The organism is Sulfurospirillum arcachonense DSM 9755, assembly GCF_000597725.1.
GTDB classification, from domain to species: Bacteria; Campylobacterota; Campylobacteria; order Campylobacterales; family Sulfurospirillaceae; genus Sulfurospirillum_A; species Sulfurospirillum_A arcachonense.
Map to the genome: position 1 here is coordinate 156,698 of NZ_JFBL01000001.1, position 20,321 is coordinate 177,018.

The window sequence follows — 20,321 nt, forward strand, 5'->3', positions numbered from 1 at the left end:
TTTGTTAATTAAATAATTTCAAAAGTCCTTTAGCTGTGTCTTGCCACTCTTCTGGTACATTTTTATCTATAGCCTTGTCTATTTTTTGTTTTAAATACTCTGAGCCATTTAACTCAACACTTGGTTTATCAAGCTTTCCTTCTATGCTTCCTTGGAAATCTCTATGTTGTATCTTTACTTCAAAATCACTTTTTATATTATGCTCTTCTAAATCTATACTTCCACTTGGTACTTTAAAGTAACTTTCCAAACCATTCATTAAGAGTGTAAAATCCACTTGATTATTGTCTATTACACCTCTTAAAAGAGTATCTTTATAGACTTCTTGGGTCAAGTCAAAACCGCTCACTGCTAACAATATATCTGAAAGCTCTGTTTTTAGTATCTTTCCATTTAGTGCATTTACTTCAAAGATACCTTGTTTGTTTATTACATTATAATCAGCTTGAAGAGAAGCAAACGAATCAAAAACTTTAGGATAACTCATCATATCTGTAAGCTTTAGTGTAGACAAGTCTTCACTCTTTACATGTAAAAGATTATCTTTAAGATTAAAGGTTGTTTTAGCATCCAAAAAGTCACTTTTTCCATCGAGTGTTACTACACCTTTTTCTATGCCATACTTACCATCAACATCTACTTTACCTTGCATCTCTCTTTTTGTAGCAAAAGCAAGCTTCGTTAAGTCTTCTACATGTAAAGCATATTTTCCATTTAGTTTACTAGTATCTATGTCAAACTGACTTTGTGTTATATCTAGATTAGATATATCTGACGGCATGTTTGCCTTAAAAAAGACTAAATTGTTTTTTATGTCACCTTGAGCTTTTATCTCATAATCTATTATAGAAGGAAACTCCATATCTACAAGTTTTTTTAACTCTACACCATAAAGTTTTGCATGGTCTACATGTAAAGTAAATTTTCCCTTTTTTTGAGATAATGCATCCATATCTAAAGTAAGATTCAAATCCCCATCTGAATATCTTGGTTGTTTAAACATTGTCATTATTTTTGAAAGGTTAACGCTTTTTGCATTTACTTTCATAGTATCATTGAAAACTATCGCTTTAAATGATCCTCCTAAAGAGTTCGTATTTACGTCGAAACTAAAATCTTGTTTATCTTTTTGTATATTTCCATCTACTATTAAACTTCCTTGTAATACTGTATTAATAGTCTTTTGAAAAACAGACATATCTGCGATTTTTACACTATAATCACTATAAAAAATCTCTTTTTTCAAATCATACTGAGTTTTTTTAGTCTCTATTTTTGCTATGTTTGAAAAAATATCACTTTTAGCATAAAGTTTATCACCATCTATATTAGATTTAATCGTCCCTCTATATGTCACTATATCTTTGAGTTTTATACCAAAATCTTTTTCTAAAAGTTGATTTGACAACGTTCCATAATGGATGATGATATTACCATCTCCTTTATACTTCTCTTCACCTATAGATTTTATATCTGCATTTATATCTATCATACCTTTTGAGTAAATTGGTTTTTTCAAAAAAGCCAATATCTCTTCAATCTTTATATTTTTAGCATTTAATTTTATATCTTTAAGTTTTTTGTTTTGTACATTTGTTAAAAAACTCAATGGCGAATGAAAAGCTCTTCCTGCTCCATTTGCTTGAAATTCATCTATATTGCCTTTGAGTTTACCCTTTACATGTAAATCCCCAGCTATATTGACATAAGCAGTTTTTATATTATTTGCATCTACCATATACTCCACATCAAAGTCTTCTCTTAAGATATTAAAATCACCATTAACAATGACTTTTGAGTTCTCTCCTACTGTTATTTCGGCATCTATAAAGTTTGTTCTTAAAGTAAGCGTTTCTATATGAACATCTTTTTGAAAACTTTTTTGTATATATTTTTCTAAATAAGGTTTAAGTAGATTATTACCAGATTGCGTAAAAAGAGCTAAAAAAACACAACCTAATAACAAAAACAATACTGACACAAAAATTAAAAAATACTTCATTATATACCTCTAATACTAATAATACTTTAGTGTACTTGACTAAAGTATTTTAAATTTATTGACATTTATGCACATTTCTTGTAAAATATCAGCACTCAAATATACAGAGTGCTAAAATTTTATTACAAGGAAATATTATGGCTTTTCAACCATTAGGACAAAGAGTTCTTATCGAACGTGTAGAAGAATCTACAACAACAGCTTCAGGCATTATTATACCTGACAATGCAAAAGAAAAACCTTTAAACGGTAAAGTTGTAGCAATAAGTAAAGAGATAGCAGATGCAGGACTCATCACAGTAGGTGATAAAGTTGTATTTGGTAAATATGCAGGAACTGATTTATCACTAGAAGGTAAAGAGTATTTAGTGATGGAAGATAAAGATATACTTGGTATTTTAAAATAAACTTCAAAAAATAAAAATGTTTTAGGCGAAGCCTTAGCTTCAAATGATATATTTATCTTGAACTAATCAAGATAAAAAGAAGTAAAAATAAAAGGATTAATAACATGGCAAAAGAAATTCAATTTTCAGACAGTGCTAGAAATGCACTTTATGAAGGCGTTAGAAAATTAAGTGATGCAGTAAAAGTTACTATGGGACCTCGTGGACGTAATGTTCTTATACAAAAAAGTTTTGGTGCCCCAGCTATCACAAAAGATGGTGTTTCAGTAGCAAAAGAAATTGAACTTACTGATACTCTAGAAAACATGGGCGCTCAACTTGTAAAAGAAGTTGCTTCAAAAACTGCTGATGAAGCAGGTGATGGTACGACAACTGCGACTGTTTTAGCTCACTCAATCTTCAAAGAAGGTCTTAGAAATATCACAGCTGGTGCAAATCCTATCGAAGTAAAAAGAGGAATGGACAAAGCTGCTGAAGCAATTACTGCTGAGCTTAAAAAAATAGCTAAAGAAGTAAAAGACAAAAAAGAGATCGCACAAGTTGCAACAATTTCTGCAAACTCAGATGCAAAAATCGGTGAGATTATCGCTGAAGCTATGGAAAAAGTTGGGAAAGATGGTGTTATCACTGTTGAAGAAGCAAAAGGTATCCAAGACGAATTAGATGTTGTTGAAGGTATGCAGTTTGACCGTGGTTACTTATCTCCTTACTTTGTTACAAATGCAGAAAAGATGGAAGCTCTTTTAGAAAACCCTTATATTTTATTGTTTGATAAAAAAATCTCAAACTTAAAAGACTTACTTCCTGTTCTTGAACAAGTTCAAAAAACAAGTCGCCCTCTTCTAATCATCGCTGAAGATATTGATGGTGAAGCTCTTTCAACTTTAGTTGTAAACAAACTAAGAGGTGTTTTAAATATCTCAGCTGTTAAAGCTCCAGGTTTTGGTGATAGAAGAAAAGCAATGCTTGAAGATATCGCTATCTTAAGTGGTGGTCAAGTAATAAGCGAAGAACTAGGTCGTACTTTAGAAAGTACTACTCTAGATGACTTAGGACAAGCAACTTCAATCCTAATAGATAAAGACAACACAACGGTAGTAAATGGTGCAGGAAGTAAAGATAAAATCGATGCTCGTGTAGGTCAAATCAAAGCACAAATTGCTGAAACTAGTAGTGATTATGATAAAGAAAAACTACAAGAAAGACTTGCAAAACTAAGTGGTGGTGTTGCGGTTATCAAAGTTGGTGCTGCTACTGAAACTGAAATGAAAGAGAAAAAAGATAGAGTTGATGATGCCTTGAGTGCAACAAAGGCTGCTGTTGAAGAAGGTATTGTTATTGGTGGTGGTGCTGCACTACTTTTAGCTAACTCTAAAATTGATTTACAATTATGTGGCGATGAAGCAATTGGTGCTGAAATTGTTAGCCGTGCACTCAAAGCTCCAATGAAACAAATTGCAGAAAATGCGGGATTTGATGCAGGTGTTGTTGTAAACAACGTTATGCAAGAAAACAATGACAACTATGGCTTCAATGCTTCAAATGGTGAATATGTAGATATGTTTAAAGAAGGAATTATTGACCCAGTTAAAGTTTCTCGTATTGCACTTCAAAATGCTGTTTCTGTAGCTAGTTTACTTTTAACTACTGAAGCAACTATAAATGATATCAAAGAAGACAAACCAGCTATGCCAGACATGGGTGGCATGGGCGGAGGAATGGGCGGAATGCCTGGAATGATGTAACTACCAACCACATCTTCAGAAACCCCTTAACTATGGGGTTTCTACCCACTACAATATTAAATTAGTTTTATAAATTTAAAGCTCTTTAGGTATAGATATTAGGAATTCAGCACTGTTTTCTTGATTTATTACTCGTATTTTTCCTTTATGATGTTCCTCTACTATCATTTTTGACATATAGAGCCCCAGTCCTGTTCCGTTCTTTTTATCTTTAGTTGAAAAATAAGGCTCAAAAATTTTATCTATAGTATCCTTTGGAATACCCCCTCCATTATCTTTAATTGAGAGGAATACACTATTGTTATCCTCATAAGTTTTTATCTGTATCTTTTGATTATCTATTGATTGATCTTCAAAATTATCTTTTGCATTTTTTAATATATTTAATATTACCTGCATAAGTTCATTTTTTAATCCAGATATTTCTATAGAGTCATTAAGATTAAGTTCTAAAGCAATATTATTATTCTTAAGTGATGCATCTATAATAGATATTGCACTTTGAATAGGTTCATTTAAACTAAAGTTATCTTTATTAAATCCCTCTTTATAAAAATTTCTAAAGTCATCTATTGTTTTTGATAAAAAGTCTGTATAACCAGCAATATTTACAAGTTTCGTATTTAGAAATTTAAAAAATTTAGTTTTATCTTCCTCTTTTGAGAAATCATACTTATCTAAAGCTAGCTTATTTTGTATATTTACAATTGCACTTGCAATAGAACCTAAAGGTTGCCTCCACTGATGGGCGATCATACTGATAATTTCAGACATTTGAGCTATTTTTGCCTGATGAACCATAGTAGTATACTCTTGTTCTTTTTTATAAGTTTTATGATTCTCTTGACTCATACCATAAAAAACCATCTCTTTAAAATCCTTCAGCTTTTCACTTTGAATATCAATATGAGAAGAGAGAGGGTATTGTAGTAGTAATATTCCATTTGTATCATCATAAGAAAACTCTACCTCATGGAATAAAGGGATCACTTTTTGTGCTAAGCTTTTTGTTATTACAAGATGAATTTGGAGAGATGTTTCAGACAAATAAAAATCTATATTTAAACTCTTGTTTTTTAAGAATTCCATAACTATAGTTTGAATTTTTACAGATTGTTTGATATCAAACTTTAAAAATCTTAAAATTTGAGATAATAGATTTCTTGTTTGTGTCATACTATCAAATGAAACAAATAAAAACTTTTTCTCTAAAGGTTCAATATAACTTTGAAGATCAAATAGGTTTTCTATCTTGTATACAATCTGTTGAGTTGATTGAATATCTTTTTTTTCTGCTCTTTTAATATATGTTTTTTTATTTAACTCTTGCTTTACTGGTTTTGTTTGTTCAAGATGTGATTTTTGCAAGTTTTTAGTAAAATGATAGCTTTCACTCCCCTCACCAGTATACTGAACAATACAACATAAAGCATCATCATTTTTTAAAGCATACCTGTCAATAATACTTTGGCTTAGAAGTTCAATGTTTTCAGTATTTTCTATATTGCTAAATAGAGTATTTTCATAACTATTTACTCCATCAGTAGAGCAAATCAAGATATCATTATCATGTAGCTTTAAAACATTTTGTTCAATATTAATAGGAAGCTCCAAACCAATTACACCATTTTGATGTTTAAGAGGCTTTATTTTTCCATTTTTGATTAGCTCTAGTTTTAAATTTCCGATACAGATATATTGTAATAGAGGAAGTGCTTTATTTACGCGACCTATAAAAAAAGTTAGCCCATACTGTTTCACTTTTTCCAATTTTTTTACAAGATTAAAAATCTCTAAAACACTATTGTCTTTGTTCTTTTCTATAATTTTTTCAATTTCTAAATGAAGATTTCCAATTTTTATATTACCGTGTCCCCCTATATCCCCGACACAAATTAAGTATGAATCACTACATTCAAAATAGTTTGCAAAATCCCCACAATTATCTAAAGAGATAAAAGGGCTTATTGCTTTTGAAAATTTTATCATCTAAAACTCCTTTATACAAAGGAGATCTGTACCACTAGGAGATGTGGAAAGCTCAAAGTCATCACACATCCTTACTATAGATGGCAGACCAAGTCCTAAGCTTCCAACACTACTGTACCCTTCTGTAAAACTATTTTCTACATTAGATGCAAAACCTTTTCCGTCATCCTTACCTTGTAATACAAATCTAGAGTGTTCAATGCTAATTCTAAACTCACCAGATGAAGAGAATTTGATTATATTATAAATTATCTCCGAAGCTAAAGTAACAACTTGTGCAAGAATGTTTTTATTTCTAGTATGTTTTGAAACAAACTTTTCAACCTGTGAGATTTTTGATTGAATATCACTTTGTTTATTTAGTTGAAAACGCATCTATAGCACCTTTTATATTTAAGGATGTTTCAAAACTAACATTATCTATAAAAGAAAATATCATTGCTGCGCAATAAGGGCTAAACCCACAAACTATAGAAGAGATTCCACTTAAATGTAATCCTTTAGTGATCTTTTCAATTCTTTGAATATCATCACTGGTTACTATCTCTAGATCTTCTAAATTAAAAATAATTTTGCTTTTGTTTAACTTAATAATATCTTCTATAAATAAAGAGAGATAGTTCTCTTTTTCAAGGTCTATATGCTTTACATCTACAATAATACAACCATCTATTGTAGATACATTACTTTGTAGCATCAGTTCTTCTTTACAAGCTCATACCCAATATAATTATATGCTTTTACCATAGAGTCTTTTAAGGTATTTGTTGTTTCTATATCTGAAACATCTACCCCTAAATTAACTATATTAGTTGCAATAATAGGGGATATACCAGAAACTATAGACTTACATCCCATAAGGTTTGTAGCCTTTGCAATTTTAATTAAATGAGCAGCAACAGAACTGTCAATTACAGTAATGCCGGCGATATCTATAACCACAACTTTTGTTTCATTAAGTTTAATATTAATTAAGATATCCTCCATCACCTTTTGGGATTTTACAGAATCCATTGTACCCATTAAAGGTACCATTAAAACACCCTCTGCAATTTTTAAAAGTGGAATCTCAAACCTTGAACCCTCGAGCTCATTCTCTAAATCAGTAATTCTATTTTCCTGTGATGTAATTTTTTGTTCGTCTGTTGTTAAACTCATTTTATCTCCTTTATGAGGTTTCCATACATAATTGTAGCACGATTTGTAATAAATAAGTATTATTTTTTTTAATTATTTTCCTCTACTACTAATTCAAACTCAGGTTTTCCTATATAAAATCCTTGTGAATAATCTATTTCAAGTTGATCTACTGCATCTAAAATATCTTCTGAAGATACATATTCTGCAATAGTTTTTAGATTCATTTTTTTAGAAAATACAATTATAGTCTCTACTATCTCTTTTGTATTATTATTTGTTGCAATATCTTTTATTAAACTTCCATCTATTTTTACATAATCTGCTTTTATCTTAATAAGATATTCAAAATTACTGTATCCTGTTCCAAAGTCATCTATAGCTATTTTACATCCTAAAAGTTTTAAATGGTTAATATGTTTTTCTAATAAAGAAAAGTCCTCAATCTCTTCAGATTCAACTAACTCTAAAACTACTCTTTTACCTATATCATAACTTTGTAGTTTCGCAATAAGATAGTTCATTAAATCTTCACTTTGAATATCTTCAAGGGTTAAGTTTATGGAAAACTCAAGCTGATTGTTTTTGAACTTCTCAAAAGATTGATCAATAACAATTTTTGTAATAGTAATATACTGTTTTGATTTTTTAGCATTTTCTAAAAAGAAAGAAGGTGCGATAAGATTTCCATCTTCATCTTGAATCCTAACTAAAGCTTCATACTTTTCTATCTTTTTTGTTTTGTTATTATATAGTGGCTGGTACTGTACAACTATTCTTTCTTCAGTTATGGCAGATTTTATTTTTTGAATCCAAGTAAAATTATCTTTAAACTGTTTTTCTATATCGTACTCTTTAGAGTAAATCAAAAAACTTTTGTTGATTTTTTTCGCGTGTTTATTTGCTATTTCAGCAGTAAGTATAAGTTCCATATTATTCTCAAATGACACCCCTGCAGTTGTTATCATATCGTAGTTAAAGATATTCAGATCTATTGTAGAATTAATCATTTTTTGATTCAAAACTTGTATAAAACTGCTAAACTTTTCTTGAGATAAAGTTGTATTTAAAACAGCAAACTTATCTGCATGAAGTCTGTAAAGTGTAAACTCATCAGTAATAGAACTATTTATAAGTTCTCCAAATTGCTCAATAATTACATCTCCTATATTATGTCCATAAAAATCATTAATCGAAGAGAAATGATCAATATCGATAACTGCTAAGTTATTTTTGCTGTTTTGATTAATATCAAGTTGTAATTTTGTTCTATTAAAAAAAGGTGTAAGAGTATCTTTCGTAGCTAGTCTTTCTAACTTTTTTTGTTGTTTTATAATCTCTGTAATCTCATGCCTAATGGCAATATATTCAACTATTTTACCATTAAGATCCAAGATAGGGGTTATTGCAATATCTACATAATAAAATTTACCATTTTTTTTACGGTTTTTTAAAATCCCTGTCCAAATGTTTTTTGATTGGATAGTTGACCAAAGTTCTTTAAAGGTCTCTTTAGAACTATCAGGTGATCGTAAAAGGGAATGGGGTTTACCTATAACCTCCTCTTTTGTATAGCCACTAACTATACAAAAGTTATCATTTACATATGTAATTCTCCCTTTTAGATCACTTTTAGAGATTATATTATTCACTTCCGCAGCTTTATTAAACTCATTAAAAATAAACTGCTCCTCATTAAGTTCTTTCTCTTTTTTAAACAATGCCTCAACTAACCTTGATGGCAAAAAAGAGAGAAATAAACCAAATAAAGTACCACTTACAAGTATAATAATACTTATAATTAACAAATACCCTGTTATATTAGATTTTAACTCTTCTTGTTTTGTCTGATTAATTTGTAATAATAAAAAAAGTTCTTGTCTTAAATCTAAGTTCTTAGTGATATTTTTTGAAAATATATCCTCTTTATTAAACTCTATACTTGATAAAATATCATCTGCTTTTTCACTAACAATATTTTGAAGTGTAATATTTTTATTTAATTGTTTTGACCAAGAAACATCTACTACTTTTCCTTTATCCCTAAAACTTCCAATTAAAGGAAAACCATCTTTATCCACTAAATAGATATTAAAAAGAGTTGAGCTTTTAAGAGTTTCTAAAATATCTTTCATAAATATATTTACAATAATAATTCCCTGTAAACTCTTATTTGTATATAAAGGAGTTGCTAGTCTAATAGTAGGATTGTAAGGGATCTCAATCTCATTGTTTTCTATGTTTAGATCTATATCAGATACCCAGATTTTTTTATTAGCTCTTTTTATTGTTTCTTTAAAATAGTAACGTTTAGATTTATTTTGTAAGTTTAGCACTTTTACTTTATAAAAGTTCTCTTTTTTATTATCTCTTTGTAATCTTAGTTTTTCATCACCCTTACTATCAATATATCTTAACTGCATAATATTTGAATCTGCAGTAATAGCACTAGAGAAAAGATTAAAAAGTTGTGTTGTATTATCTTGATTGTCTTTTTGTAAATAGTTATGTGTAATATTACTGCTACTTAAACTAAGAAGTAGCTGTTTATATTTTTCTATATTATATTTTAAATTAGAAATTTTATTTTGAGTTTCAACTTGAGCCTCTTTGTATATCTCCTCTTTTATATATTTATTACTATTTGCATACCCTAAGATAAATATTATAATACTAATAAAAAGGCTAAAAAAGAAAAAAGATATAGTAAAAAAAAGTTTTAGGTTTTTTTTACTATTTATTATAAGATCAATATACTTGTTCATTCTAATTTCCTTTATTTCAAGCTTTTGGTATGGTAATAAGTACCTCTAGACCATTATTACTATTGGTTGCTTCTAGTTTTCCACCATGATGTTCCTCTACAATCATTTTTGACATATAGAGTCCAAGTCCAGTTCCATTCTTATTCTTTTTTGTTGAAAAATATGGCTCAAATATCTCATTTAAACTCATTTTAGGAACTCCTCCTCCATTATCTTTAATAGAAACTATTACACTATTGTTCTTTTCATAGGTTTTTATATCTATCACTTTTGAAGTAATATTATTTTCAATCAAAGCATCTTCAGAGTTTTTAAGAAGATTTAAAATAACCTGCATAACTTCATTTGGGTAAATATCTATTTTCTGAGAACTATTATAATTTGTGTTTAATTCAATATTATGGTTTTTCAAAGAGGGAAGAATTATCTCTATTGTACTTTCAATACATTCAGATATTAACATATTTTGCTTCTCTTTATTCTCTTTATAGAAATTTCTAAAATCATCTATTGTTTTTGACAAGAAACCATTATACTGCGTAATATTTTCAAGTTTAGATGTTAAAAACTCTAAAAACTTTAATCTATCAGCTTTTTTAGATAGATCATACTTATCTAATGCCAATTTATTTTGTATATTAGCAACTGCACCCCCGATTGAACCTAATGGTTGTCTCCATTGGTGAGCTATCATACTTAAAAGTTCTCCCATCTGAGCTAGTTTTGCTTGTTGTATCAATTGTTCATTTTTTTTCTGTAACTCTAATTCAACAACTTTCTGCTCTGTAATGTCTTGAACTGTACCTTTTGAGAATATAGGGTTATTATTTTCATCATATTTTGTTTCACACCTCTCTTCAACATATTTAAGGTTACCGTTTTTTGTTACTATTTTATGCACTAAGATATATGTATTGTGTTCCATAAGATGCTTTTTATTATAAGAATTAAAAAAGTCTAAGCCATCTTCAATATGGATACAATCTAAAAAGTCAGTTAATGTTAAGGTTGGTTTTTCCCTTTTGTCAACTTCAAAAATATTATATGCTTCATCACACCACTTAAGAGTATGACTATTTATATCAAGTTTCCAAGTACCTAGTTTTGCTAATTTTTGTGCATTTTGAAGATCTGCAGTTCTTTTTTTTACTTGATTTTCTAGTGTTTCATTTAAATATTTTAGTTCATTGGAGTATTCTAATAGCCTCTTTTTATATTGCAGTTTCTCTGTCATATCAAAGACAGCACCTATAAGTCCTGCTACCTTACCATCTTCATCTAAATATGCTCTTTTATGAAAAACCACATCATGAGTTTTTCCAGTTTTGTTATGTTTAACTACAAAATCATACACTTGATGTAATAGAGGATCGTTAAACACTGCTAAATCCTCTTTATGATATTTATCTGCAATCTCGTGTGGAGCAATATCATAAACACTTTTCCCCACTATCTCTTCTTTAGTAAATCCAAAAATATTTTCAAACTCTTTATTAACTCCTAAATAAACTCCATTTGTATCTTTATAAAAAAGAGGTACTGGTGTATTATCCATAAGGGTTTTTGTAAATAATTGCTGAGAAAACAACTCTTTGTTCATCTTTTCAAGGTTAATGATATTTGTATTTAACTCTTTTGTTTTTTCCTCTACTGCAGCATTTAGTTTATTCTTTTCATTTAATGTTTTATATACAAAATAGAATATTACGCAAAGAAGAATAAATATAAAGATTCTAAAAATAAGTGTGAAATTTAAAATATCTTCTATAAACTGATCTTTTTCATATGAGACCAACCAAGCAGATACACCTCCTTTAGTATTTAAAATAGGTACAAATGATACTACATCATTATGAGCTACATCATTTTTTATATATATAGAAAAAGGTCTGTTTTTATTCATCATTTTTTTCATATCTATATCAGTTGATAAAATTCTTTCCCTTGAAGGTACGATATATATCTCTTTTAAATGTTGTTTTCCTAGCAATAATAGATATTCTTCATTCTCTGCGGAAATCTCATATTGTAAATTTAAGTTCTCTTTATTCCATATCTCATTTTTAAATAAACTTTTATGAAGTAACACATGTGTATGTATATTTTTTGCTTGTGAAAAAAAATCCTGTATAAAAACGGTAGTAAAAGAGACCTCCACAAGACCCAAATATTTATCATCTTTAAATATAGGATATAGATTTCTTATTCCATGTGTTGTTTTACCACCTTCTAAACCACGTAATATGGTTTTATGTTCATTTACATATTTAATACTATGTCTTATCTCTTCTAAATTATCTCCAAATTTTTCAGGTTTGTGCATCCTTAAAAAATTTTTACCATCAGGAAGAGTAAATTGTAATTGATAAATTCCCCATCTTGTATTTAACTGCTGATATCTATCTTTTAATTTATCGTATAATTCTTTTCTTAAAACAGCTTTTTCATTTTCATCTGCATTATCAAGTTTTGATAAAATATCAATACCGCTTTTTATTAAATATACCGATACTACATCTGCAGTTTTTCTCTCATTGTATTGTAATGTCTTATAATTATCAACAATCCTGTTTTCGTGAGTTTCTAGTGTTTTATCGATCATATTATTTTTACTAGATTCAGTAAATGAATGAAAGATTATATTTACAACAATAAATGCAAGCGTAATATATATTTTTAACATAATTATCCTAACAGATTATAATAATGGTATCTTAATAAAGAACTTTGCACCGTTTAAAGTATTGCTAACTTCTAAATCACCATTTAAACTCTCACAAACTATTTTTTTACTCATATAAAGTCCAAGTCCTGTTCCCTTATCATCACTTTTTGTAGTAAAATACTCATCAAAGATATTTGGAACTATATCCTCTGGTATACCCCCTGCGTTATCTTCAATAGAGATAATCATTAAACCGTTATCCTTAACAAGTTCAAGTTTTACAAAAGGTTTTGTAATCTCTTTCTCTTCAAGTATATCTATCGCATTATTTACAATATTAATAATAACCTCTATTAGCTCATTTGGATTGGTATACAAAGTGATACTCTCACACTTTTCAATTTCGTTTATAAGTTCAATATGTTTATCTTGTAAGATAGTTCCAGAGATAACCAGTGCTTCTTTTATAGTATCTTGCAATACCACCTCTTTAAACTCTTTTTTGGCTTTTAAAAAGCTTCTAAAAGTTTCAGTAGTTGTGGTAAGTCTTTGTATAGATTTATCTATATCTTGCATATCTTTTGTTAGACGTTTAATCTCAACCTTCCCCTCTAGCTCTGCATCCATCTGTAATGTAGCAGAGATTAGAGAGATATAGTTTAAAGGCTGTTTCCACTGATGAATTATATTTCCCACCATAGAACCTAAAGCTGCATTTTTGGACTGTTGAAAAAGAAAATTTTCTTGTGCTTTTTTATTATCAATTATAATACAAACCTTATAAATAACCTCAATAAGTTTTTTGTATGAGATTGGTTTTAATAAGAAATCACTAATTCCATGCTCAATTAAACTCATTAATTTATCAGCATCACTGTATGCTGAGATTACAATTATCTCTTGATCTTTATTTAGCTCTTGTATCTTTTTAATAAGTTCAATCCCATTTAGTTTTGGCATCTGAATATCTGTAATGACAATATCGTAATATTTTCCAGTTTCGTTATGAAACTTATTATATTCCTCTAGCCCCTCTTGACCATTTAAAGTACTTTGAGATACTTTAAAAAGGTCTGAAAATATATCAAAGGTTTCTTCATTAAGCTCTATATCATCCTCCACATATAATACACTTAGCTCTTTTGAATATTCATATGCGTTTTTATTATCTACCATCTTAACTCCTTTGGTAGTTTTATTATAAATTTAGCACCATCTTTTGTATTTGATACTAAAAGTCTTCCCTTATGATAAAGCTCTATAATAATTTTTGATATATAAAGCCCAAGCCCTGTCCCATTTTTTTACTCTTTGTTGTAAAATAAGGCTCAAATATTTTATCAATAAGAGTTTCCAGAATCCCTTCAGTATTATCCTCTATTGATATTATACTACTATTTTGCTTTTTATATATCTTTGATTAATATGGTAGGGTTGTTTATACTCTTTTCTATAAAAGTTTATCTGTCAACAGTATTTAAGACATAAGCATGTCTTTTCCATCATGATGTTAGATATTGACCATTTTAAAGATGTAAATGACACCTATGGACACCAAATCGGGGATAGTGTACTAATAGAGTTTGCAAATATACTAAAAAAGCATAGTAGAAAAACAGATATTGTTGGAAGATGGGGTGGTGAAGAGTTTATAATAATTTGTCTTGATACCAATATACAAGGTGCTACAAATTTAGCAGAAAATTTACGAGCTAGTATTGAAGAGTTTGAATTTTCTATTATAAATCATAAAACTGTTAGCATTGGTGTTTCTGAAGTAAAAGATACAGACAATATAAAAACTTTAATCAAAAGGGTTGATGATTATCTCTATAAAGCTAAAGAAAGTGGTAGAAATAAAGTGATTTCCGATATTTAATATTTTAAAGGAAAAGATAGAAATCTTTTGTTAGATTTCTATCTAAATCATATTAATGTAGTAACATACCTCTTAGCATAAAATAGACTAATGCTGATAAAACAGCAGCAGCTGGAACTGTAATTACCCAAGCAGCTACAATTTTCTTTAAGGCATCTCTTTTTACATATTTTACTTTTTCTGCACTTTTTAAATGCTTTTTAGCCTCTTTTATTTTTTCTTCTTCTTCATCTATCATTTTGTAAAGTTCAACGATTCTTTCATAATCATATTTACCTTTTTTCTCTTTTGCTTCGAGTGTTTTTAACTCTCCAGCATAAGCTTTAAGAAGTTTCTTTTCATCTACAATTATTTCTCTATCAAGTGCAATTTCATCTTTAACATTAGTACTTTCAAGATACTCTCTTAAAAAACCAACACCAAAAATACCACCAACTGCAATATGAGTTGAACTAACAGGTAGTCCTAATTGTGAAGCAAAAATAACAGTAATTGCAGCAGCCATTGCTACTGAAAAAGCTCTCATTTGATCTAGTTCTGTTATCTCACTACCAACTGTTTTAATAAGCTTTGGTCCATACAGAGCAAGTCCAATAGCAATACCAATAGCACCAACACCCATAACCCATAAAGGGATACCCGCTTTTGATGAAATACCACCATTGATAACAGCATCATTAATCGCGGCTAACGGTCCAATTGCATTTGCAACATCATTTGCCCCATGAGCAAAACTCAAAAGTGCAGCTGCAAATATAAGAGGTACTGTAAAGAGTTGATTGATACCATCTCTTGTATTTTCTATATTATGTGCTTTATTAGAAATTATTTTTCGTAACATTACATAAACAACAAAAGCAACAACTAAACCCAAAAGTGCAGCTACTATAAAAGTTGGTTTTTTAGTATCAGGTAAAAAAGTAAAAATCTCAACTACTGTTGGCCATATTTTTTTAAGCCCTTTAAGCGTAAGATACGTCACAAAAGCCCAAGACATGATGGATACAAAGATAGGTACCCATTTAACCGCAGCTTCTATTTTATCCTTTTTAAATACCATTGTTTTTTTAATTGCAAACAAAAAAGATGCTGCAACAATACCACCAAGAACAGGCGAAATAACCCATGAAAGTGCTATTTTTCCCATAGTTCCCCACGCTACAATACCAAATCCTGCAGCTGCAATACCAGCCCCCATAACACCACCAACAATCGAGTGTGTTGTTGAAACTGGTGCTTTAAAATATGTTGCAAAATTTAGCCAAAGTGCAGCAGATAAAAGAGCTGCCATCATAGCCCATATAAAAGTATCTGTATTGCCACCAAAAGCAGAGATATCAATAATCCCTTTTTTAATAGTTTTAACAACTTCACCACCGGCAATTAGTGCTCCACTTGCTTCAAATACAGCTGCTATAACTATGGCACCGCCCATTGTAAGTGCTTTTGAACCAACTGCTGGTCCTACGTTATTAGCAACATCATTTGCCCCTATGTTTACAGCCATATAAGCACCAAAAAGTGCAGCTATTGCTAAGAAAACATTATTAGGGACACCGCCCGATGTTGCAAAGCTATAAACTAAAACTATTGCCATAAAAAAGAGTGCAAACCCAAGTCGCATAAAATCGATCCCACTACTTTTAATCGCTACTTTTTCCATTTTCTTTACAGTTTGTATTTCCATAAAAAATATTCCTTATAATCCACATAAATAATTATTTCAAAACCGTAATTATATTCTCTTATACCTTTAAGTATAATTTTTTCTAACTCTATCAATTCTAAAAGTTTTTATTTGAATTAATTGCAAGTTTACAATTAGTTAAAAATAGATATAATTCTAAAAATATTAATATGATGAAAAGGTAATTTGTAATGGGAAGAGCGTTTGAATACAGAAAAGCTTCAAAACTAAAAAGATGGGGAGCGATGTCAAGAATATTTCCTAGACTTGGTCGTTCTATTACTATGGCAGCAAAAGAAGGGGGAACTGACCCTGAAAGTAATGCTAAACTTCGTACAGCTATTTTAAATGCAAAAGCTGAAAATATGCCAAAAGATAATATTGATGCTGCTATAAAAAGAGCTAATGCAAAAGATTTAGCAGATATGAAAGAAGTGAACTATGAAGGAAAGGGCCCACATGGTGCTTTAATATTTGTAGAAACTGCAACTGACAATGCAACAAGAACTGTAGCAAACGTAAAAAGCCACTTTAAAAAAGGTGGTGGCGAAATGTTAAACAATGGCTCACTAGAGTTTATGTTTTCAAGAAAAGCTGTATTTGAATTTGAAAAAACAGAAGATATGGATTTAGAAGAACTTGAACTTGAACTTATAGATGCTGGTCTTGAAGAGATTGAAGAAGAAGATGGTACTGTTTTAGTCACTGCTGAATTTACAGACTTTGGAACACTTTCACAAGCATTTGAAGAACTAAAAATAGATTTAAAAACCGCAACATTAAAAAGATTTGCAAATACTCCAATAGAACTAAGTGAAGAACAAATCAACGATATTGCTAACCTAATTGAACGTATTGAAGAAGATGAAGACGTTCAAGCAGTATATACAAACTTTAGCTAACTTTCTTTACATGTAAAGAGATTTTACTCTTTACATGTAACTTTTTGAAATATTCCTACTTCTCTATTTTTAAATACAGTATCGTGTTTTTCAACTAAACCGTGCATTGCTATATACACTCCGTTTTTAGGTTCATTTAAAAGGTAACCTAAAGCCATAGAAAAATTTGCATTTGCTTCTACAGTATCTATACTCAATGGAACCATTGCTCCTGTTAAGACTATACTTTTATCTGATATAATATTTTCTAAATACTTCGCTGTTTTATCTTTTGTATCTGTCCCATGAATAATAAGTATCTTTTTTTGTGGTGATTTTTGTATAAGCTCTGCCATTTCTTGTCTATCAGAATCTAACATTTCTAAACTATCTTTGTGAATCACATTTTGGAGCTCATAACTAAGGTTATAAAAATATTTCAATATACTATCAACTGCAAGAGAATCTACTGGCACTTCTAACTCTCCTTTTAAAGGGTTATATCTTTTGTTAAAAGTACCGCCTGTATTTATTATTAATATATCTTTCAAAAAATTTCCTTACATGTAAAGGTTGTATAAACCTTGATTTTTGAAAGTTTAACTATTTTATGTTTAAATACTTCTTTTTATTTTTTGATGGTAAAAAAAGAGTATAATAATTTTTTAAAAACAAAATTATTGCATTAGGATAACATGAAAATTTTATTTTTTTTAATTATTACATGTACTTTATTACTCTCTTGTAGTGGAGATTGTATGAAATGCCATCCCAATCTTGTAAAAGATGGTTCATTAGATAAAGATCATATGATTTTAACAAGTTGCAAAGAGTGTCATACAATAGAAAATGGAGACTTGGAGAAAATGGGATCTTTATGTGGGCAAGATTGCTGGGATTGTCATTCTGTAGAAAAAACAAAACAAGTACAAAATGAAGCACACTATGCACTAGATAGATGTATAAAATGCCATAGTAAACTCAACAAAGATGATTTTTTAAATAACTCTACTAACTGGTTAAAATGATAGATATATATCAAATCATTGGTTTTATTGGTATGCTTTTTATAGTGTATGCTTATTTTTTACTCCAATCCCACAAAGTTGTCCATAGCTCACTAAAATTTCAAATATTAAATTTAACTGGAGCTATTTTACTTTTAATCTCTCTTTTAGTTCACTTTAATCTAGGCTCGTTTCTTATAGAGTTATTTTGGATAGTCATTACGATTTATGGCATGATAAAAAACAAAAAATAGCTACTCTTTTATACTTTCAGCAATCTTTTTAAATTTTTCTTTTAAAACAACAAAAGCTTCTACTAATATAGGATCAAAATGTGTCCCACTTCCATTAATAATGATATTTTCAGAATCATCGTAAGAAAACGATAACTTATAGCATCTTCTGCTAATAAGGGCATCGTAAACGTCAGCTATTGCCATTATTCTAGCTTCTAATGGTATCTCACTACCCTTTAAAGAACAAGGATATCCACTACCGTCCCATTTTTCATGATGATAATAAGCAATATTATATGCTATCTTTAAAAATCTATTTTTTTCATTATTTTTCATTGCATTTTGAATAATATTTTTACCAATTTCTGAATGTTTTTTCATGATAATAAACTCTTCATCAGTGAACTTTCCAGGTTTTTGAAGAATACTATCTGGAATGCCTACTTTTCCTATATCATGTAAGGGTGCAGCTCTATATAATAGATCTATAAAATCTTGATTTACTGTATCTTTATAAATACTTTTTTTACATAGATACTTTGCTAAAAGAACCATATATTTTTTCGTTCTTTGAATATGGGCTCCAGTATCAGTATCTCTTGTTTCTGCTACTAAAGCCATACTATCTATAGCTGATGAGTGTGCTTTTGTTAAATCTTTATAGAATTTCTGTCTATCTCTATAATGTAAAAAAATAAATATAACATTAATTATAAAAAAGTGTAAAGAAAATGGAATCAGAAAATACCCAATAGAAATATAAATGTTACTATGTAAAAAATAGATTCCAAAAAGAGCTGCTACAATACTAAAAAATAAAAATAAAACCAATAAATTGAGATATTTCTTTTTATATAAAAGATAAACTAAAAGTACTGACAAAAGTACTGACAAAAGAAAATTTATACTTTTTATCATCTCTGGTTGATATCTTAATGTATCATTTAATATGTTATCTATTAATGTTGCATGAACAAAAACACCTGGAATGACATCAGCTGAAGATATCATATATCTATCATGTAATCCAACTGCAGAAGTTCCAATAAGAACAAATTTTCCTTGTAACTTTTTCGCATTTACTTTATGAGTTAATACATCAAGAGCCGAGATTGTTTCATACTTATCTTTTTCATAAAAATCAAGCAATACTTCAGAATTAGAACCCATAACAAAAGTATGTCCTAATATAGAAACTAAATTATCTTTTACATTTAATTTATCAACACTCAATAAATTTGCAAGGCCAAACGAAGGTATAATATGAGTATTATATTTTATAAACAATGGTACTCTCCTAAAAAGACCATCTATATCTCGTTGAGAATTAATGAAGCCTACACTATGAGCTGACTTTTGAAGCTCTTTAATATTGCACAATATATATTTTGATTTTAAATATTCACTTGTAGCAAATGCAATATTTTGATTACTTTTTGGAAAAAAACAACTGTTTTTATTTTTCATACTGTTATTCATATAAACAGGCAAAACACTTTTGATATCTTGAAGTGCACTTGCAAAAATCTTGTCATTATCTTGCAATGCATCGCTCAAACCACCTACAGAAATTTTAGTTGAAAAATATTTTTCATAAAAAGATTTCAGTTGATTTGGAGAAGTTTTGTCATGCTCTGCAAAAACTATATCCATACCAACGCTAGTAGGTCTTTGCGAGTTGATTGACTTTATAAGATTAGTTAGAACAAGTCTAGACCAAGGCCATTGACCTAAATAATGTAAACTCTTTTCATCTATATCAACAACGACAACAGAGGTTTTAATATCTTCATTATTTACTGTTTTATGTATGGCATCATATATTTTTAAATCAAAATACTCAATTACACCACTATAAAATATAGTTACATGTAAAAGAATTGTAAAAAGAAATCCAATAAATATTTTTGATATTTGCATA

At 29.1% G+C, this 20,321-nt stretch carries 18 protein-coding genes; 6 read left to right on the forward strand and 12 right to left on the reverse strand.

The annotated features are described in order from the left end of the window. Positions 1-4: 4 nt before the first annotated feature. Positions 5-2,002 carry a hypothetical protein gene (locus tag K354_RS0100795; protein ID WP_024953611.1) on the reverse strand — a complete coding sequence of 666 codons (1,998 nt, stop codon included), beginning with the start codon at positions 2,000-2,002 and terminating at the stop codon, positions 5-7. A 137-nt stretch (positions 2,003-2,139) separates the two neighbouring features. On the opposite strand from K354_RS0100795, the gene groES reads away from it, so the two are divergent. Together groES and groL are read left to right on the forward strand one after the other, a co-directional pair. Next, complete coding sequence (gene groES, locus K354_RS0100800; protein ID WP_024953612.1) at positions 2,140-2,409, forward strand: co-chaperone GroES; 270 nt, start codon at positions 2,140-2,142, stop codon at positions 2,407-2,409. A 104-nt stretch (positions 2,410-2,513) separates the two neighbouring features. Next, on the forward strand, positions 2,514-4,154 hold the full coding sequence (gene groL / locus K354_RS0100805) for a chaperonin GroEL (protein WP_024953613.1): 1,641 nt from the start codon (positions 2,514-2,516) through the stop codon (positions 4,152-4,154). A 75-nt stretch (positions 4,155-4,229) separates the two neighbouring features. On the opposite strand, the gene K354_RS14520 is transcribed toward groL, so the two are convergent. The 8 genes from K354_RS14520 to K354_RS15375 form a co-directional block, all read right to left on the reverse strand. Further along, positions 4,230-6,143: a sensor histidine kinase gene (locus K354_RS14520; RefSeq protein ID WP_024953614.1), complete on the reverse strand. Its 1,914-nt coding sequence runs from the start codon at positions 6,141-6,143 to the stop codon at positions 4,230-4,232. Then, positions 6,144-6,518: an ATP-binding protein gene (locus K354_RS0100815; RefSeq protein WP_024953615.1), complete on the reverse strand. Its 375-nt coding sequence runs from the start codon at positions 6,516-6,518 to the stop codon at positions 6,144-6,146. It lies immediately after the preceding gene. Continuing rightward, positions 6,499-6,840 carry a hypothetical protein gene (locus K354_RS0100820; protein ID WP_024953616.1) on the reverse strand — a complete coding sequence of 114 codons (342 nt, stop codon included), beginning with the start codon at positions 6,838-6,840 and terminating at the stop codon, positions 6,499-6,501. Before K354_RS0100820 ends, K354_RS0100815 begins: the two co-directional genes overlap by 20 nt. Next, positions 6,840-7,301: an STAS domain-containing protein gene (locus K354_RS0100825; RefSeq protein WP_024953617.1), complete on the reverse strand. Its 462-nt coding sequence runs from the start codon at positions 7,299-7,301 to the stop codon at positions 6,840-6,842. The genes K354_RS0100820 and K354_RS0100825 overlap by 1 nt, the downstream gene beginning before the upstream one ends. A 68-nt stretch (positions 7,302-7,369) precedes the next feature. Then, positions 7,370-10,045: a bifunctional diguanylate cyclase/phosphodiesterase gene (locus K354_RS14525; RefSeq protein WP_024953618.1), complete on the reverse strand. Its 2,676-nt coding sequence runs from the start codon at positions 10,043-10,045 to the stop codon at positions 7,370-7,372. A 16-nt stretch (positions 10,046-10,061) separates the two neighbouring features. Beyond that, a complete protein-coding gene (locus K354_RS14530; protein WP_024953619.1) occupies positions 10,062-12,728 on the reverse strand; it encodes a PAS domain S-box protein in 2,667 nt (888 codons plus the stop codon). 15 nt (positions 12,729-12,743) lie between these two features. Further along, positions 12,744-13,886: a response regulator gene (locus K354_RS13725; RefSeq protein WP_024953620.1), complete on the reverse strand. Its 1,143-nt coding sequence runs from the start codon at positions 13,884-13,886 to the stop codon at positions 12,744-12,746. After that, positions 13,880-13,987 (reverse strand): hypothetical protein, encoded by a 108-nt coding sequence (locus K354_RS15375; protein WP_342665249.1) that lies wholly within the window; start codon positions 13,985-13,987, stop codon positions 13,880-13,882. Before K354_RS15375 ends, K354_RS13725 begins: the two co-directional genes overlap by 7 nt. A 185-nt stretch (positions 13,988-14,172) precedes the next feature. Between K354_RS15375 and K354_RS0100845 the strand changes: the two genes are divergently transcribed. Continuing rightward, positions 14,173-14,589: a GGDEF domain-containing protein gene (locus tag K354_RS0100845; protein WP_281169383.1), complete on the forward strand. Its 417-nt coding sequence runs from the start codon at positions 14,173-14,175 to the stop codon at positions 14,587-14,589. Positions 14,590-14,641: 52 nt separating this feature from the next. On the opposite strand, the gene K354_RS0100850 is transcribed toward K354_RS0100845, so the two are convergent. Next, the gene (locus tag K354_RS0100850) at positions 14,642-16,276 is read right to left on the reverse strand and encodes an inorganic phosphate transporter (protein ID WP_024953622.1); all 1,635 of its coding nucleotides are present in this window, start codon (positions 16,274-16,276) and stop codon (positions 14,642-14,644) included. A 191-nt stretch (positions 16,277-16,467) separates the two neighbouring features. Between K354_RS0100850 and K354_RS0100855 the strand changes: the two genes are divergently transcribed. Beyond that, positions 16,468-17,178 (forward strand): YebC/PmpR family DNA-binding transcriptional regulator, encoded by a 711-nt coding sequence (locus K354_RS0100855; protein WP_024953623.1) that lies wholly within the window; start codon positions 16,468-16,470, stop codon positions 17,176-17,178. A gap of 23 nt (positions 17,179-17,201) precedes the next feature. Here the strand turns inward: K354_RS0100855 and K354_RS0100860 are convergent, their stop codons facing one another. Then, positions 17,202-17,708 (reverse strand): asparaginase domain-containing protein, encoded by a 507-nt coding sequence (locus K354_RS0100860; RefSeq protein ID WP_024953624.1) that lies wholly within the window; start codon positions 17,706-17,708, stop codon positions 17,202-17,204. Positions 17,709-17,852: 144 nt separating this feature from the next. On the opposite strand from K354_RS0100860, the gene K354_RS0100870 reads away from it, so the two are divergent. Together K354_RS0100870 and K354_RS13730 are read left to right on the forward strand one after the other, a co-directional pair. Then, positions 17,853-18,185 (forward strand): hypothetical protein, encoded by a 333-nt coding sequence (locus K354_RS0100870; protein WP_024953625.1) that lies wholly within the window; start codon positions 17,853-17,855, stop codon positions 18,183-18,185. After that, on the forward strand, positions 18,182-18,418 hold the full coding sequence (locus K354_RS13730) for a CBU_0592 family membrane protein (protein WP_037939952.1): 237 nt from the start codon (positions 18,182-18,184) through the stop codon (positions 18,416-18,418). The genes K354_RS0100870 and K354_RS13730 overlap by 4 nt, the downstream gene beginning before the upstream one ends. On the opposite strand, the gene K354_RS0100880 is transcribed toward K354_RS13730, so the two are convergent. Then, on the reverse strand, positions 18,419-20,320 hold the full coding sequence (locus tag K354_RS0100880; protein WP_024953626.1) for a CHASE2 domain-containing protein: 1,902 nt from the start codon (positions 20,318-20,320) through the stop codon (positions 18,419-18,421). Between the last annotated feature and the right edge of the window lies 1 nt (position 20,321).

Coding starts and splice junctions, on each gene's coding strand:
- groL (WP_024953613.1), top strand. CDS start 2,514: ATGGCAAAAGAAATTCAATTTTCAGACAGTGCTAGAAATGCACTTTAT.
- K354_RS14530 (WP_024953619.1), bottom strand. CDS start 12,728: ATGTTAAAAATATATATTACGCTTGCATTTATTGTTGTAAATATAATC.
- K354_RS13725 (WP_024953620.1), bottom strand. CDS start 13,886: ATGGTAGATAATAAAAACGCATATGAATATTCAAAAGAGCTAAGTGTA.
- groES (WP_024953612.1), top strand. CDS start 2,140: ATGGCTTTTCAACCATTAGGACAAAGAGTTCTTATCGAACGTGTAGAA.
- K354_RS14520 (WP_024953614.1), bottom strand. CDS start 6,143: ATGATAAAATTTTCAAAAGCAATAAGCCCTTTTATCTCTTTAGATAAT.
- K354_RS0100820 (WP_024953616.1), bottom strand. CDS start 6,840: ATGCTACAAAGTAATGTATCTACAATAGATGGTTGTATTATTGTAGAT.
- K354_RS13730 (WP_037939952.1), top strand. CDS start 18,182: ATGATAGATATATATCAAATCATTGGTTTTATTGGTATGCTTTTTATA.
- K354_RS0100855 (WP_024953623.1), top strand. CDS start 16,468: ATGGGAAGAGCGTTTGAATACAGAAAAGCTTCAAAACTAAAAAGATGG.
- K354_RS0100850 (WP_024953622.1), bottom strand. CDS start 16,276: ATGGAAATACAAACTGTAAAGAAAATGGAAAAAGTAGCGATTAAAAGT.
- K354_RS0100880 (WP_024953626.1), bottom strand. CDS start 20,320: ATGCAAATATCAAAAATATTTATTGGATTTCTTTTTACAATTCTTTTA.
- K354_RS14525 (WP_024953618.1), bottom strand. CDS start 10,045: ATGAACAAGTATATTGATCTTATAATAAATAGTAAAAAAAACCTAAAA.
- K354_RS0100815 (WP_024953615.1), bottom strand. CDS start 6,518: ATGCGTTTTCAACTAAATAAACAAAGTGATATTCAATCAAAAATCTCA.
- K354_RS0100825 (WP_024953617.1), bottom strand. CDS start 7,301: ATGAGTTTAACAACAGACGAACAAAAAATTACATCACAGGAAAATAGA.
- K354_RS0100870 (WP_024953625.1), top strand. CDS start 17,853: ATGAAAATTTTATTTTTTTTAATTATTACATGTACTTTATTACTCTCT.
- K354_RS0100795 (WP_024953611.1), bottom strand. CDS start 2,002: ATGAAGTATTTTTTAATTTTTGTGTCAGTATTGTTTTTGTTATTAGGT.